Consider the following 14,776-nt stretch of genomic DNA (forward strand, 5'->3'; position numbering starts at 1 on the left):
GCGGCCTTCTCCTCGTCGGTGCGGGAACTTCGCCGGTGCCGCTGGTCCAATTGTTCCCGCAACTGGTCGACCCGAGCGCGATCGTCCGCAATCCGCAGATAAGCACTGTGGACGGCTTGCCATCAGGTTGTGTTGCAAACTCTCGATGGGACGCAGATGAAATTCCCTCTTCACGCAATTCAGGCTGCGATTGACTCGAATTGTTCCTGGAGGGACGGGGCGGGATTGAAGACGAAACGGCCTTGCCGCTTTCGCATCATGTGAACCATCTCGATGCCGGTCAAAGTGGCGGTCGCTGCGGCAAACGTCTTGAAGCCCAGCATTGGTCGGACCCGCCGCTTGATACGCCTATGATCCTGTTCGATACGGTTGTTTAAGTATTTACTTTTGCGGAGGCTGATCGCCTTCAGTGATTGCCGAGACCGATCCCGTAGACGGTTCTCGGCATCGCAGGAGATGATCGCCTCCCGGTTGGTCTGGCTGCCGTCGATGACGATACGATCTGGTCGACCATGGCGGGCCAGAGCCCTGCGCAGAAAGCGTTTGGCCGTCGCCAGATCGCGCCATTCGCTGAACCAGAATTCGACGGTGTTGCCGTCGATATCGATGGCCCTTTAGAGGTACCTCCACTGCCCGCGAACCTTGATGTAAGTCTCGTCCATATGCCATTTGCTCCCGACCGGCCGCTTTCGATGGTTGAAGCGCTTCAGCAACAGCGGCGAGAAGTGAACGACCCAGCGATGGATTGTCGAATGGTCGATGTTGATGCCACGCTCTGCCATCATCTCCTTCAGATCCTGCAAGCTCAAGCCATAGGCCAGATACCAGCGCACACACAGCAGGATCACTGATCGATCGAAATGGCGGCCTTTGAACATGATAAAATCCCCGAAAGGCGGAGAGGTCTTCATGCCGATCGCCGATTACGGAAGAGTTTGCAACAGATCCATCCTGATTGCCGGCGGCGGGCCGGTAGGGATGAAGGCGGCCGTGGTGGCTGCCGAGCGTGGGCACCAGGTCACACTGTTCGAGCGAAGCAGGCGCCTGGGCGGACAGGCCCGTCTCGCCGAAATGCTTCCCGGCAGGGCGGAGTTCGGCGGTCTGATCGTGGGTTCCGTCCTAGCCCTTAGTCGCTGTCTGCTGTGTGAGCGGCTATGGAAAAGAACAGATTTGAGAACCCCTTCACCGTCAGGGCCGATGCGTCACAATGGTGCCTCGGCGATTTGGCGCGAATGCGCCATGGGGCAGTGAGGCTGGGGCCATAGGCATTCCGCTCAGCACCACTGACCGCCCATAGACACCGACCGGACGTTGCTCGCGCAAAGTGGGTGTTCTCAGCCGCTGCCGCGTGTTCATGAACTGGGATCGCATTGACCCGCGCCGCCGTCTATCTCTGCATCTGCATCAGCTGCCCCGTCGGCATCATGTTGTCGCTCAGGTTGGCCATGATCCATATCGATCCGACGACGATTAGGAAGACAACCAGGGTGCCGAAGGCGAGCGCCAGTATGTTGTTGGTGTTGTCCGGACCTGTCGTGATGTGAAGGAAGAACACCAGGTGAACGCCCATCTGGGCGATAGCGAGTACGATCAGAGCGACCGGAATGGCTGGCGCGTAGATGGCATTCGAACCCGCCAGAAGGAAGGACGCGACGGTGAGCACGATAGAGAACCCGAGGCCTATATTGGCGTTTCGCACCCAATGGCCGGCGCTCTCCTCCGGCGCATCGCCAGGGGCGTGATCTTCCCGGTCGTCCAAGACACCCGTGTAAAGGTGAGGATCGGATTCGAGGTTGCTCATGTGAGGCTCCCCAACAGATAGACGATGGTGAAGATGCCGATCCAGACAATGTCCAGAGCGTGCCAGAAGAGGTTGAAGCAGATCAGTCGGTGAACGATCTCCGGCCGGAAGCCCTTGACTTGCACCTGTGCCAACATGGTGGCGAGCCACAGCCCGCCAAGTGTGACATGCAACCCGTGAAGGCCCACCAAACCAAAAAAGGACGTGAGCATCCCGCTGACCTGAGGCGTGATCCCTCGAGCAGCCAGCTCGATGAACTCCTGCAGCTCAAGAAGAACGAACACCAGGCCGAGGAAGCCGGTGATCAGCAGGAAAATCTGAGTCCACAGGCGGCTCCGCGCGTTCGTGGCCGCAAACGAGAGCATGCAGGTGTAGCTGGACAACAGCAGCGCCGTCGTCTCGATCGCCACTCGGGGGATGTCAACAATTTGGGAAATCGTCGGGCCGCCAGCGGTCGCTCCCCGCAGCACGGCGAAGGCCGCGAAAAAGCAGGAGAACAATACGATGTCGCTGAGCAGATAGATCCAAAAGCCGTAGCCCACGATGATCCGCTTCCGGGCGGGCCCCGTTTCCCCATGGCCAGCACCCGCAACGGGTTCTTCCGGACCATGGGCGCGATGACCGAGCCGGTGAGGGTCTTCGCGGACGCGGCGGATAGCCTCCACACTGGCGGGCAGCCCGGTGTACGTCATGGCAGTACTTCCTGCCTGGTGAGCTTTTCGAGTAGAGCTTCACGGGCCGCACGGCGGGCCCGGTCCACGCTGGCGACCTGCTCGATTGGCACCTCGAACTCGTGGATGTCCCGCCAGGCGAAGACCACGAATCCCACAAAGGCCGCGACCAGAGCGACGGACGCTAGCCACCAGATGTACCAGACCATTGCAAAGCCGAAGACCGTGGTAAAAAAGGCCGTGAAGAAGCCAACCGGGCTGTTCACCGGCATGTGGATAGGCTCGTATTTCGGCTCGGGAGACAGCTGTTGGGTCTCCACCGCACGCAACTTGATGCCCCAATAGGCCTCTTCTCCTTCGACGTTAGGCATCACGGCGAAATTGAAGAAAGGCGGCGGCGAAGGCGTGGCCCATTCAAGGGAGCGGCCGTCCCACGGATCGCCCGTTACGTCGCGGAGCGTCTCGCGGTCGCGGATGCTGACCACCAGCTGCATTACTTGCGAAATCACCCCGAGGATGAGGATGCCGACGCCGATCACCGAGATGTATAGCCAGGGCCGCCACGCCTCGATGTTGATATGCTGCAGGCGCCGTGTCATGCCGAGCAGGCCCAGAACGTAGAGTGGCGTGAACGTCACCCAGAAGCCGATGAAGGCGAACCAGAAGGCGACCTTGCCCCAGCCTTCATGCAGCCGGAATCCAAAAGCCTTGGGAAACCAGAACTCCAGGCCTGCAAAGATACCGAACACCACCCCACCTATGATGACGTTATGGAAATGCGCCACCAAAAACATCGAGTTGTGGGTCACGAAATCCGCTGGCGGGATGGCGAGCAGCACTCCGGTCAGGCCGCCGATGATGAAGGTGAAGATGAAGCCCATGGACCACAGCATGGGAACTTCGAAGCGCACTCGGCCGCCATACATGGTGAAGATCCAGTTGTAGATCTTCACTCCGGTCCCAACCGCGATAATGCTCGAGGAGATGCCGAAGAACGTGTTGACCGCTGGGCCCGCGCCCATGGTGAAGAAATGGTGCAGCCAGACCATCATGGAGACGATGCAGATGAACAGGGTGGCCGCGACCATGGATCGGTATCCGAACAGCGGCTTGCCTGAGAAGGTCGAGAAGATCTCGGAGAAGATGCCGAACGCCGGCAGGACCAGGATATAGACCTCCGGATGTCCCCAGGCCCACACCAGATTGACGAACATCATCGGGTTTCCACCCGCGGTGTTCGTGAAGTAGTGCCAGCCGAGGTAGCGATCAAGCGTCAGCATCGCGAGCGTAGCGCTCAGAATCGGGAAAGTGGCGACGATCAACATGCAGGAGGCCAGTGCGGTCCAGCAGAACACCGGCATCCGCAGAAAGCTCATCCCTGGACAACGCATCTTCAGCACCGTGGTGACGATGTTGATTCCCGTGATCAGGGTTCCGACCCCGGAGATCTGCACCGCCCAGAGGTAATAGTCGACGCCGACGCCCGGCGTGTAGGTCGTCTCGCTGAGTGGCGGGTAAGGCAGCCAGCCGGTGCGGGCGAACTCGCCGACAAACAGAGACACGTTGACGAGCAGGGCGCCGCTCGCGGTCAGCCAGAAGCCGACCGAATTGAAGGTCGGGAACGCCACATCGCGCACACCGAGTTGCAGCGGAACCAGGAAGTTCATGAATCCCAGTACAAGCGGCATCGCACCGAACAAAATCATGATCGTGCCATGAGCCGTGAATACCTGGTCGTAGTGCTCCGGCGGAAGATAGCCGGGCGCATCGATGGCTAGCGCCTGATGGGTGCGCATCATGATGGCGTCGGCGAAGCCACGGATCAGCATCACGACGCCTAGCAGGCAGTACATGACACCGATCCGCTTGTGGTCGACGCTGGTGATCCACTCGTGCCACAGATACGGCCACCAACCTTTCGCGGTAATCAGGATCAGCACGGCGACGGCAATGAGGATGACGACGAAAGAGGTGATCAGCGGGATAGGCTGAGAAAGCGGGATCGCTGAAAGGTCAAGCTTGCCAAGCATGGTCAGTCCTTTCCGCTGGTCGATACTTCACGCCCAGCGTGGTGCGGGCCCCCGGGCTGCGGCCCTGGGCCTGGCGCGATCTGCTGATTTGCCACGGCCAGGAAGAGCTGAGGATCGATCCCCCCGTAGGTTGAAGGCGGTACGCGCTGGGCCTGTTGCAACAGCTCGGCGTAGGCCGCTCGGTCGAGGACCGGACCAGTCCCTCGGACGCTGGCGACCCAAGCTCCGAAGTCGGCCGCAGGCACGCTCTTCACTTGGAATTGCATGTCGGAGAAGCCGTCGCCGGAGAACTGGGCAGAAATGCCCAAGAGCTGTCCCGGGTCGTCGGCCTGCAGGTGCAACTGGGAGACCATGCCTGGCATGGCGTAGATCATCGAGCCTAGGCGCGGCACGAAGAAGGCGTTGAAGACGCTCGCCGAGGTAATTGAGAAATGGACCGGCGTTGCCGCCGGAACGACTAGCTGGTTGATGGTCGCAATCCCCTGCTGGGGGTAGATGAATAGCCATTTCCAATCGAGCGAGACGACCTGCACCTCAAGGGGTCGAACTTTGGAGGGCAACGGCCTGAACGGGTCGAGTTCGTAGGAGCCGATCCAGATCAGACCGCCAAGGAACATGACGGTCAGGGTCGGGATCGACCAGACGACCGCTTCGACCCGTCCCGAATAGGACCAGTAAGGCAGGTATTCCCCGCGGGGGTTCGACGCGCGGTACCGCCAGGCTACCCAGAAGGCCAATAGTATCGTCGGAACGACGATGGCCAACATGATTACAGCGGAGTCAATCAGGATAGTCGCGTTTTCCGCGCCGACAGGACCGAGCGGATCCAGCACGCCGCCGGAACAGGAGGCAAGCCCGACGCTGGACAGTCCGCAAGGTAACGCACCGCGAAGCGCGCGGCACAGAGAACCTTTAGGGATCTGCAACCTACCCATTCGGTAGCGTCCCTGCTTATCGCGGACCAAACGCCCCAAGCCCTATAATGTTCCGCCGGCTTGGCGGCGACCCAGCGTTAGTTATTTGCCGATCTCAACGGCCTTGTTGCAACGGCCGAATGGACGCGCAAAGTCGTTCGGATACGCGGTCATCATGGGGTAAGAATTTCGAACTGCTCGGCCCGGGACGGATTTGGGCTGAAGGCGTATCTCCCAGCGCGTCACGTGGACCATCGATGCCGGACAAGATGATCCCGTCCGAGGTCAGCGATTTGAAGCCGAGCATTGGTCGGACCCAGTGCTAGATGGTTGTGTTGCAAAATTTCGTGTGTCTAGACGGCGGCTGCCGGTGGCCGCAATTCAGGCGGCAATCGCCTCGAATTGTTCCCGCAGCGTGGGGGAAGGATTGAAAGCGAAGCGGCTGATGCCGGCCAGCGTGACCCTCGCCGCGGTTGTATTCGCCGGCTTGTGGCCCTCGCTAGTGCCATCAGCGTTTCTTAGCAGATGTCGGGCCTCGGCACGGTAGCTCGGCCCCTGGGAGGTCCGGATCGAGCCCCCCGACCCGGCAGGTTGAACGTTTGATATCTTCGTAGCAGTGCTGAGTGCTTATCTCAGCCTCAATCGTCGCAATCTCGCAGGTCATTTCATCTAACGCCAGCAAAACTATGAATATCTGCGTTGGGTCGCGACGCAAACCTTGCCTGCGCTCGGAATCGGACATCGCGAGCGACAATGCTGGAGGTCGTGGTCGCCAGCAGTGGTTGAGTGCATGTTGGCGATAACCGGACTGCTTCAGACCTCTTCGATGACCCGGTGCGCCCCAAGCTATCGAAGCCCAACTTCCCGGACCAGAAACCGGCTCAGTTCCAGTGACCTTCCAATTCCAGAACCCTGTTCAATTTTCTATCAGGCTGGCGAACGCAATCTCACCATCGGTAATGTAATGATTGACCTTTCCGGTCTGCAAACGTGAACCAGATTGGTGCAGCGTGACATCCCCAATCACGCGTCTTGCTCTCAGCTCGCTGATTATGTGGTCGCGCTCGACGTTCGTATCTGAATCGGTAGCGTGTGTAACTTGGAACGTTAGCCAGGTAAGAGAAAAACCAGTATCTCTGGTGCCCGCCCCAACCCATAGTACGCGTTGGTCAGCCGAGGGTTTATCCGTATTCAACCAGAAGCTCGCTGCGCTCACATCGTCCTCGGAGCGGTCGAGGCTCCGCGCCCAGAAGCGGATGTGATGGCGCTTACGCGGGCTGTTATCGATGGGCTCTTGGAAACCTATGTCCTGCCTTCTCCCAAAGAGATAGAGGGTGCTGAAAGGCGCGGTGGGATACGGAGAGTTGAGCAGAAATGCTCGTATCATTCGCCATGAGCTCGCCATCCCCAAACGGTCGGCCGTGGACCAGCCCGCCGCCGCAAAAGCATCGCAAAGCTGTTGAAGCGTGCCGATGAGGACAAGATTTACTGGGTCGCCGGGCAGGCCATCGCCGGTGACCGTGTACCTAGGGATAAATCCACGATGAAGTATCTTGAGGCCCATTCGGACCACGTTTGGTAAAATAACATAGGCAGCCAAGCCGTATGTAACACTCACCGCCAGAAGCCATGGAAGTCTGTGGTCCGCAGTATCGAAAACGACGAAGACTATCAGCCAAACGCTAAGTACGCCCAAACAGAGAACTAGAAACCTCTGGAAAAAGCGCGTCAGCAGTCTCAAAATACTCTCTCCCGTTTAGCGCCGGAAACCCTTTTCATGATATAAAGCGGTTGCCGTCGGGATCATCATCTGAGTACATGAAAGCGGACGGCCTTCACTCGTCGTCCGTTCTACCGGTCAGCCCTGCCGAAGTCGGCCACGCAGGCACCTAGTCAGGAATTGCGGCGATGCTGGTGGCGGCATCGATTATCGGTTGCTGGCTCGCTTCGATGAACCCGGCTCCTGGTCTGTCGAGGTCGAGGATCACGATTATGACGCAGGAGACCAACAAGCCCATGACATAAACCGGTATCCGAGAGCGCCGGACTTTAACACCGGTCGCGTAACCCGCGAACCCGCTTGCGACGACGGCGATGCCGAAAAGCGTCAGTTGAACTATGTTCGGTATACGACTGCGTTGCGCGATCAGCCGCCTTGCTTGATTGTCGATCGTCTCATTTAGGGCCAGGATGAATAGGCCAGTTGGCACCATGCCGGTATCGGATGCTGCCATCGCCATTGCCTGTTGCCAGAGTTTTTCCTGAAGCGCATTCGATTTATCGATCTCCGCCGCCCATTCGGCTGGCGTCAGCGCACGCTGGGTGACGTCGACCCGGATTTTCACGTACTCCTGCAGCAGTTCCAATACCTCCTTGCGATGCGGTTCGGGTAGCAGGCGCGCACGCAGCGCCGTCGTACTGATTGCGTTGGCCTCGGCCAAGACGGCGGTGCGTCGAGCGTCAAAGCGCGTGAGCGCCAAGGCAAACGTAAAGCCGAACATCAATGCCAGCAGACCGATCATTGCTCCTTCCAGCGTGGGCACGTTGTCATCACCCCGATCACCGATGCGTGCACCCAGCCAACGGCCAAATTCGACTGCCGCCAAGATTGCGACGAAACCGGCCAGAAAAATCGCTGGAAGCGAATAGTTCGACAGATCGAGCATGAGACAACTCCTGTTAGAATTCCTCATCCCGCTCTGTTGAAAGGTCAGCTTAGGCCAGAGCGTGACGGCCCTGAGCTTCCCGTGCTTCCTCCCCCGCTTGCGGGGGAGGGGCGAAGCGGCTGCCCATCTGGCTAGTCGCTGGGGTGGTTCGCCAGGGCCTTCTTGACCTGATCGAGGATGCCGCTGAGATTGTAGCTCTCGGGAGCTTGCAGCGGCGGGAACTTTTCGTAAGTCTCGAGGTGTCGCAGCCACAACTGCTGGCCGATCGGCAGCATGTTCCAGTCGTATTGGAACGCGGTCGCCGGAGCGCCCAATGCGCCGCCAAGGCTCATGGCTGACTTCTGATCGATGCCGACCGCCTGCTCGAACGGGTCGCGCTTGATGTTCTGGACCAGAGTGAAGTGGAACGGGACGAGCGGCAGAATCCAGCCGGACGGCCCCGGTTGCGACATGGTGTAGTACATCTTCCAGTTCTTGTAGCGCACCGCGGACGGCGTCGCCCCCGAATAGTAGAAGAAGTAGTCACGTGCCGATTTCGCGGACTTGCCTTCGAGCATGTCGGTCTGATCGAAGCCATCAAGTGTCGTCTTGACGATGCCGGGATACTGGCCCGCCTCGATTTGCTGCTTCAGCCCATCGCCCTTGGGTCCGCCGGCGATGTCGACCAGCGTCGGCACCCAGTCGAGGGCCGCGAACAACTGGTTGTTGACCGTGCCCGGCTTGATCACGCCCGGCCAACGAATGACCATCGGCGCGCGATAACCGCCCTCCCAAGCCTCGCCCTTCTGGCCCTTGAACGGAGTGACGCCGCCATCCGGGAAGCTGATGGCCTCAGCGCCGTTATCGGTTGTGAAGACCACGATGGTGTTGTCGAGCTGGCCCATATCCTCCAGCTTCTTGAGGACGACGCCGACATTATCGTCGAGCTGCTTCATGCCGGCTTCATTCACACCCCAGTCCTTGCCGCCGCGCTCACCGACCATGGCTTCGTATTTCGGCGACAGCACGGTCACGACATGCATGCGGGCCGGGTTGTACCAGACGAAGAAGGGCTTGTTGGTCTTGTTCGGGTCGTTACGGTCGAGGAAGTCGACGACCTTGTCCGAGATTTCCTCGTCCACCGTCTTGGAGCGCTCAAGCGTCAGCGGCCCCTCGTCGGAACACATCTGGTTTTGCTCCGTGCCGTTGGGGGATTTGCACGACAGCACGTTCCGCGGCGGCGTGAGACAGGTCGTGGTCTTGGGGTCGACCGCGCCCGGCACCTCCGCAATGCCGGGGATCGGCGTGTTGCGGCAAGGTGGGGCGACGGTCTGGGTGTTCGGATTCTTGTTGATGTCCGGGAAGCTCACCTGCTGCATGGCATCGAGGTGATAGAGATAGCCCCAATATTCCTGGAAGCCGTGTGCCGTTGGAAGCGATGCGGTGTGGTCGCCCAGATGGTTCTTGCCGAATTCGCCGGTGGTGTAGCCAAGATCGAGCAGGAACTTGGCCAGCGCCGGCGTGCCGGGCTGCAGATAGGACGGGCTGCCGGGCAACTGTGGCGGGATCATGCCCGTGCGCAGCGGATACATGCCGGTGAAGAAGGCGTTACGACCGGAGGTGCAGCTCTGCATGGCCACATAGTCGGTGAACATCGCGCCTTCCTTGCCGATGCGGTCGATGTTCGGTGTTTCGCCAACCATCACGCCGCGATGGTAGATGCTCGGCTGCATCCAGCCGATATCGTCGCCCATGATGAACATGATGTTCGGTCGCTGAGGTGGCTGTTGCGGTTGCGGCGGCGGCTGTTGCTGTGCCTGGGCCAAGGACGCGGCGGCCATCACGGCCGAGAGCAAGGCCGTGCCCCCGATCAAAGCGGCTTTGGTCCATATGCGCCTGAGGCGGGGCCTTCCATCTGTAGTCTCTGAGAACGCACGAACATCACTCATGGACTGCTCCTCTTTCTGATGATGCAGCGGAATCCAACGTGGCTCATGGAAGTGTCGACAGGCTGCGGGTGACGCGCCGCCGGACGGTAGCGGCGGCAATAGTTCGGCGCGCACAGATGCGAGCCCCCCTTCAGGACTCGTCGGGGAATCTTCGCGCCCAACTGGTTGGCGTCAAAACTCTGTTCCTCGCGCCCACCGCGCGGATTCTGCGGAATGCAGCACGCCTTCGCCGCATCGACGGGGTGTTTCGGCATGTACCAGTCGCTTGTCCATTCCCAGACATTGCCGATCATGTCGTAGAGCCCGTAGCCGTTGGCCGGGAACGACATGACTGGCGAGGTGCGCTCGAAACCGTCCTGGGCGAGGTTCTGCCAGGGGAACTGGCCCTGCCAGGTGTTGGCCATATGTCGGCCATCGGGGGTCAGTTCGTCACCCCAGGCGAATTCTGCTTGGTCGAGCCCGCCGCGCGCCGCGTATTCCCACTCCGCTTCGGTTGGCAGGTCCTTGTTGGCCCAGCGCGCATAAGCCTCCGCATCGAGGCAGGCGACATGCACCACCGGGTGATCTTCCAGCCCTTTGATCGAGGAGCCCGGGCCATAAGGGCTGCGCCAGTTTGCGCCGAATTTGAAGATCCACCACCGACTGAAGTCGTTGAGGGGCACTGGGTGATCCGGTGGGCTGAATACAAGTGACCCGGCCTTGAGCATGTGCGGCAGTGCGAAAGGATAGTCCTTCGGGTCAGGATTTCTTTCAGCCAAAGTGACGTGCCCGGTGGCACGGACGAAGGCGCGGAATTGGCGGTTGGTTACAGGCGTCCGGTCGATCCAAAAGCCGTCGACGGCAACACGGTGGATCGGCGCTTCCTCTGGATAGTGCTGCTCCGATCCCATGCAGAACGCACCGCCTGGAATCCAAATCATGCCGGGAATTGGTGTTTTACTTCGGGGGTCCTCAGCAGTCGGCGAATCCAAAGCAACAGCCATTGAACACAGCACCCCTTCCTTTGCGCTGATGAAGACATATCTTGGAGAGTTCTAGGGCGGAGCCTTGAGACGTCAATGTTGAGTCAAATACCATCAAAAATTCATCGGATTAAGACTGAGTGCGTGGACGAGATCTTTTCTTTCCGCATGAATCGGCGCCGATCGCCTGCGCCGAGAGCGCAGAGTTGCTCGGTCGCTCCTTTACTGGAAAGGTGAGCCAATGTCGCAACAGTCAAAATAGATATTTGATCTAAATGCAGAAACATCTTGGTCAGCGAATTGTCTTTGACTATTGTTCCGGTGTCCTGGACGAAACAAGTGGGGGATGGCTGCAATGCGGACTGTGCTGCTTGGAATGATGGTATCCTTGTCGTTGGCGGGTCCGGTTGCCGCGGCAGACGTGACCGAGCCGGCGCCGATCGAAGCCGGCGGCTGGAAGTATCAGCTAACTCTTTACGGCTGGGCGACGTCGCTGACCGGCGACATCGGTGTCCGAGATTTGCCGGTCGTCCACGCCGACGTGTCCTTCGCCGACATTCTCCGGCATCTTCACGGCGCGTTCATGGGCTCGATCTACGGCACCAACGGGGAATGGATGTTCCTGGGCGACCTGATCTGGGCCAAGACCGCGTTCGAAGCGAGCGGCCCGATCGTCGGCACGGTCAACTTGGTGCAGACCCAGGCGATTGCTTCTGGCATCATCGGCTACGCGCTGCCGGTCAACATCCCCAATCTCGATCTGAGCGCGACGGCGGGCATCCGGTACAACTATCTCAAGGCAGACCTCGACATTGCGCCGGCGGATTTTCCGGGCATCAGCCGCGAGGGCAAGCGCGACTGGGTCGATCCGACCGTCGGGCTCTTCGCGCATTACGACTTCAACGACCGCTGGTTCGCCAATGGCCTCGCCGACATTGGCGGCTTTGGGGCCGGCTCGAAGATTTCGGCGCAGGCATTCGCCGCGGTCGGATACAATTGGAACGAGAAGATTTCGACCGCGCTCGGCTATCGGGTCCTCTACACCGACTACGACAAGGATAACTTCCTCTACAAGACGACCGAATACGGGCCCTATCTCAGCCTCGGCATCCATTTCTGACACTGGTTGGATAGACAGCTATGCCGGCGGCCAGCGCTACCGCTGCTGAAGCCTGTCCCTTGCAGAGCGTAGTGCTAAATCCATCTTGCGCGGTTCGATTTTGGCCCAGATCGAGCGGAAGAGGCTTGGCGCTGGCGGGCCTAAAGGACTTGGGATAGGACTTGCCGGCATCCCTTCCGGTCGTTGAACTGCTATGCCGATTACAGCCAACGGCAAAAAGGCTGGGCAAGTAAGCAGCATCGAACTTTGGTATTCGAGCCGTTCGGCGAAATAGAGTAGTCGCGCCAAACATGGACAGCGGGGCTACTTAATTCTTCGACCTTCTTGAGCGCTGGCCCCGATGCCCAGCCGACCAGTCCTTCCACCACCAGGCCCTCCTGAGGGTCCATTTCGATGCTGTAAAGCTTGGGGTATCCGTCGAGCTTGCCTTGCTGAGCGCCCTTGACCCCGCTGCAAGCCGATCTACATCACAGCCCGGCTCACTCGAATTGCGGGGTGCCCCACCATTCAGCATGCGGGCCTCTCTTGTAGGGGCTTTCGGAGGTTTTCAGATGTGCCCAGGGCATGATTTGCCGGGGCGCTAACTTCTGCGATGGAGGCAGGCCATGCATAGAGCTCGGATTTTCGACCGTCTGGATCGCGATCGCAAGCTCCAAGTCGATCGAAGAGTTTTGTTGGCAGGCTTGGGGATGATGCCGCTTTTGTCCGGGACGCTGATCTCCAAAATGGCAATCGCGCAAAGCGCGGCAACGGGAAATGGGTTTTCATTCGCTGCGGTCGGCGACACGCGACCGATGATGTATCTGCCGAACAAGGATGGCCAGCCGGACCTCGTGAAGTTGTTCGTCGAGATGTTCGGACTGGCCATGCCCGAAAAGGTCGCGGAAGCCGTCGTCAAGCGCGATGTGAAGATGACCTTCGACCCGGTGACCGGCCAGCTCATTCAGGTCGTCATGCCCTTTGAAAGCCGCAGCGAGGTCATGACGTTGAGCGTGGATCAAGGCTGGGTCACGGAAGCCTCGGTCGAAGACGTCAAATTGCTTCCCGGCGTGCATCGAACCATGTTCCGGCTGAGCGGCGGCGACTGGGTTAGCCGCGAGATCGTCAGAGACGTTCGATCCGGGCGCGCGAGATTCGTGATCAACAGCGGCGACGTTGTCTGGTGGGGAAATCAGGGGCTCACCGTCGAGCAGAGCCCCTATTGGCAGCGGGTGAACGATACGATGCTCAGGCAACTGCCGCCGCCCGATGATGAGATGCGCGCGGCGGGCCTCGAGGGACGTTGGTACATCAGCGTGGGCAATCATGAAGTGTGGGGCGATCCGCAGATCGCTGGGGTCCTGTCCGCCGTGCCCTATTTGAAGGACCTGGGCGTGACGCCGGATCGGCTGATCTACAAGTTCGATTTCAAGAATGTTCGCTTCATCTTCCTGTGGAGCGGGAAGTACGACTATCGCTCCCCGTCGCTCTGGGATGCCGATCGGCCGAAGTACGCCGAGCAGATGACGCAGCTCCAGCAGTGGCTGGACGACGCCAAGGCCAAAGGCATCCGCAAGGCATTCATCATCTTCCATTACCCGGTCTTCGCGCGCTCGGGCCTGGGCCCTATTCCCGAGCCTGACAATCCCCATAAGGTCATCGCGTCCTACGCCAAGGATATCGAACTGGCCGTGTTCAACGGACATGTCCACACGACCGAGCTGTACGAGGTTGACGGCGTGAAATACCTGATGCTTGGCGGCGGTGGCGCGGAGCAGGACCCCATCCTGCCGGGACGCACGAGCATAAAGGTGCCGGCGGACTATCCACTCGACTTGTATTGGAAAGGCCAGCCACCGAAAGAGGAATACAATTACGTCCTGGTCGATGTTGAACCGGGGCAGAAGACCAAATTCACACTCAATCGCTTCCGGCCCTGGGCGGCAGAACCGTTCGCCAGCGTGGATTTGTTTACCTAGCTTGTTGCGAGTGGAGATGGAGGTGGCGAGCGCGCTGATGATCATTCATGGCCTGGTGGCGGTCGCGCTGCTGGGGGCGATCACTCATCAGACGCTGGCGGCATGGGCTCCGGCTGTCCCTCGCCAGGATTCCTTCTTCGCGCGCTTCCGGTCCGTCCCTCCCGCGTCCTTCGCCAACGCCATCGTCGCTTTGTATCTTGCGGCCGCTTTGCTGGGCGCGAGCCTATATTTGTATTTTCGTGTCGATGTCAGGCCTGCACTGGAGCGCAGCGGACATTGGGAGGCGCTCGGGTTGTTCGACCTCAAGGAGCACTTCATCTCGATCGGATTGGGGGTGTTGCCGGCCTATTGGCTCCTCTGGCGACGGCCGGCCGCAGAAGACTCCCGCCGAATGCGTGCCATCTTGACTGCGATCCTTGCTTTCATCGTCTGGTGGGCCTTCTTGGTCGGCCATGTCATGAATGACATCATGGGCTTCGGTCAATGACGCCCGGTCTTGCGTTGCGCCGCTTCGTCTTGGCGTATGGAGCAACGTTCCCAGTCCTTTACGTGATCGCGCTGGCGAGGGACGTGGCGCTGTTTACGGTATACCCCTCGCTTGGTCTGCCCCCTGAAAAGTGGTCCTCCCTGAAGTAGGCTCGTGAGCCGTTGGAGAGGACATTGGAATGCCCCAGAAGAAGCACAAGCCCGAAGAGATCGTCGCGAAGCTGCGCCAGGTTGATGTTT

The 14,776-nt window shown here is 59.7% G+C and carries 13 protein-coding genes and 1 pseudogene; 4 read left to right on the forward strand and 10 right to left on the reverse strand.

From position 1 onward, the window contains the following. Positions 1-179 precede the first annotated feature (179 nt). A pseudogene (locus C7I85_RS27385) lies at positions 180-878 on the reverse strand (IS6 family transposase). A 31-nt stretch (positions 879-909) separates the two neighbouring features. Here C7I85_RS27385 and C7I85_RS32115 point away from each other — a divergent pair. Further along, positions 910-1,251 (forward strand): FAD-dependent oxidoreductase, encoded by a 342-nt coding sequence (locus C7I85_RS32115; RefSeq protein WP_280954427.1) that lies wholly within the window; start codon positions 910-912, stop codon positions 1,249-1,251. A 136-nt stretch (positions 1,252-1,387) separates the two neighbouring features. Here the strand turns inward: C7I85_RS32115 and cyoD are convergent, their stop codons facing one another. The 8 genes from cyoD to C7I85_RS27430 form a co-directional block, all read right to left on the reverse strand. Beyond that, a complete protein-coding gene (gene cyoD, locus C7I85_RS27395; protein WP_106727173.1) occupies positions 1,388-1,801 on the reverse strand; it encodes a cytochrome o ubiquinol oxidase subunit IV in 414 nt (137 codons plus the stop codon). Further along, positions 1,798-2,493 carry a cytochrome c oxidase subunit 3 gene (locus C7I85_RS27400; RefSeq protein ID WP_106727174.1) on the reverse strand — a complete coding sequence of 232 codons (696 nt, stop codon included), beginning with the start codon at positions 2,491-2,493 and terminating at the stop codon, positions 1,798-1,800. The genes cyoD and C7I85_RS27400 overlap by 4 nt, the downstream gene beginning before the upstream one ends. Further along, on the reverse strand, positions 2,490-4,502 hold the full coding sequence (locus tag C7I85_RS27405; RefSeq protein WP_106727175.1) for a cbb3-type cytochrome c oxidase subunit I: 2,013 nt from the start codon (positions 4,500-4,502) through the stop codon (positions 2,490-2,492). Before C7I85_RS27405 ends, C7I85_RS27400 begins: the two co-directional genes overlap by 4 nt. Before the next feature lie 2 nt (positions 4,503-4,504). After that, positions 4,505-5,437: a ubiquinol oxidase subunit II gene (gene cyoA, locus C7I85_RS27410; protein ID WP_106727184.1), complete on the reverse strand. Its 933-nt coding sequence runs from the start codon at positions 5,435-5,437 to the stop codon at positions 4,505-4,507. Between the two features lie 895 nt (positions 5,438-6,332). Further along, positions 6,333-7,157: an LssY C-terminal domain-containing protein gene (locus C7I85_RS27415; protein ID WP_106727176.1), complete on the reverse strand. Its 825-nt coding sequence runs from the start codon at positions 7,155-7,157 to the stop codon at positions 6,333-6,335. Between the two features lie 148 nt (positions 7,158-7,305). Then, positions 7,306-8,082, reverse strand: coding sequence for a DUF4239 domain-containing protein (locus C7I85_RS27420; protein WP_106727177.1), 777 nt, complete (start codon positions 8,080-8,082; stop codon positions 7,306-7,308). Positions 8,083-8,213: 131 nt separating this feature from the next. Beyond that, the gene (locus C7I85_RS27425; protein ID WP_210203093.1) at positions 8,214-9,824 is read right to left on the reverse strand and encodes an arylsulfatase; all 1,611 of its coding nucleotides are present in this window, start codon (positions 9,822-9,824) and stop codon (positions 8,214-8,216) included. A gap of 182 nt (positions 9,825-10,006) precedes the next feature. Beyond that, on the reverse strand, positions 10,007-10,993 hold the full coding sequence (locus C7I85_RS27430) for a formylglycine-generating enzyme family protein (RefSeq protein WP_106727178.1): 987 nt from the start codon (positions 10,991-10,993) through the stop codon (positions 10,007-10,009). Positions 10,994-11,327: 334 nt separating this feature from the next. Here C7I85_RS27430 and C7I85_RS27435 point away from each other — a divergent pair, with 334 nt between their 5' ends. The 3 genes from C7I85_RS27435 (at position 11,328) to C7I85_RS27445 (ending at position 14,537) form a co-directional block, all read left to right on the forward strand. Further along, entirely contained in the window at positions 11,328-12,092 is a 765-nt protein-coding gene (locus C7I85_RS27435) for a hypothetical protein (protein WP_146148985.1), read from the forward strand. A 605-nt stretch (positions 12,093-12,697) separates the two neighbouring features. After that, positions 12,698-14,050: a metallophosphoesterase family protein gene (locus C7I85_RS27440; protein WP_245445132.1), complete on the forward strand. Its 1,353-nt coding sequence runs from the start codon at positions 12,698-12,700 to the stop codon at positions 14,048-14,050. Between the two features lie 22 nt (positions 14,051-14,072). Continuing rightward, complete coding sequence (locus tag C7I85_RS27445; protein WP_146148986.1) at positions 14,073-14,537, forward strand: hypothetical protein; 465 nt, start codon at positions 14,073-14,075, stop codon at positions 14,535-14,537. A 58-nt stretch (positions 14,538-14,595) separates the two neighbouring features. Here C7I85_RS27445 and C7I85_RS31435 read toward each other — a convergent pair. Next, positions 14,596-14,776: hypothetical protein (locus C7I85_RS31435; protein ID WP_210203094.1), on the reverse strand; the 181-nt coding region annotated here is incomplete at its 5' end.

The sequence above is a fragment of the Pseudaminobacter soli (ex Li et al. 2025) genome, from assembly GCF_003012705.1.
Taxonomy (GTDB): Bacteria; Pseudomonadota; Alphaproteobacteria; order Rhizobiales; family Rhizobiaceae; genus Pseudaminobacter; species Pseudaminobacter soli.

Excerpts from the sequence above, each read along its gene's own strand:
- C7I85_RS32115 (WP_280954427.1), top strand. The coding sequence starts at position 910 with ATGCCGATCGCCGATTACGGAAGAGTTTGCAACAGATCCATCCTGATT.
- cyoD (WP_106727173.1), bottom strand. The coding sequence starts at position 1,801 with ATGAGCAACCTCGAATCCGATCCTCACCTTTACACGGGTGTCTTGGAC.
- C7I85_RS27400 (WP_106727174.1), bottom strand. The coding sequence starts at position 2,493 with ATGACGTACACCGGGCTGCCCGCCAGTGTGGAGGCTATCCGCCGCGTC.
- C7I85_RS27405 (WP_106727175.1), bottom strand. The coding sequence starts at position 4,502 with ATGCTTGGCAAGCTTGACCTTTCAGCGATCCCGCTTTCTCAGCCTATC.
- cyoA (WP_106727184.1), bottom strand. The coding sequence starts at position 5,437 with ATGGGTAGGTTGCAGATCCCTAAAGGTTCTCTGTGCCGCGCGCTTCGC.
- C7I85_RS27420 (WP_106727177.1), bottom strand. The coding sequence starts at position 8,082 with ATGCTCGATCTGTCGAACTATTCGCTTCCAGCGATTTTTCTGGCCGGT.
- C7I85_RS27425 (WP_210203093.1), bottom strand. The coding sequence starts at position 9,824 with ATGTTCATCATGGGCGACGATATCGGCTGGATGCAGCCGAGCATCTAC.
- C7I85_RS27430 (WP_106727178.1), bottom strand. The coding sequence starts at position 10,993 with ATGGCTGTTGCTTTGGATTCGCCGACTGCTGAGGACCCCCGAAGTAAA.
- C7I85_RS27435 (WP_146148985.1), top strand. The coding sequence starts at position 11,328 with ATGCGGACTGTGCTGCTTGGAATGATGGTATCCTTGTCGTTGGCGGGT.
- C7I85_RS27440 (WP_245445132.1), top strand. The coding sequence starts at position 12,698 with ATGCATAGAGCTCGGATTTTCGACCGTCTGGATCGCGATCGCAAGCTC.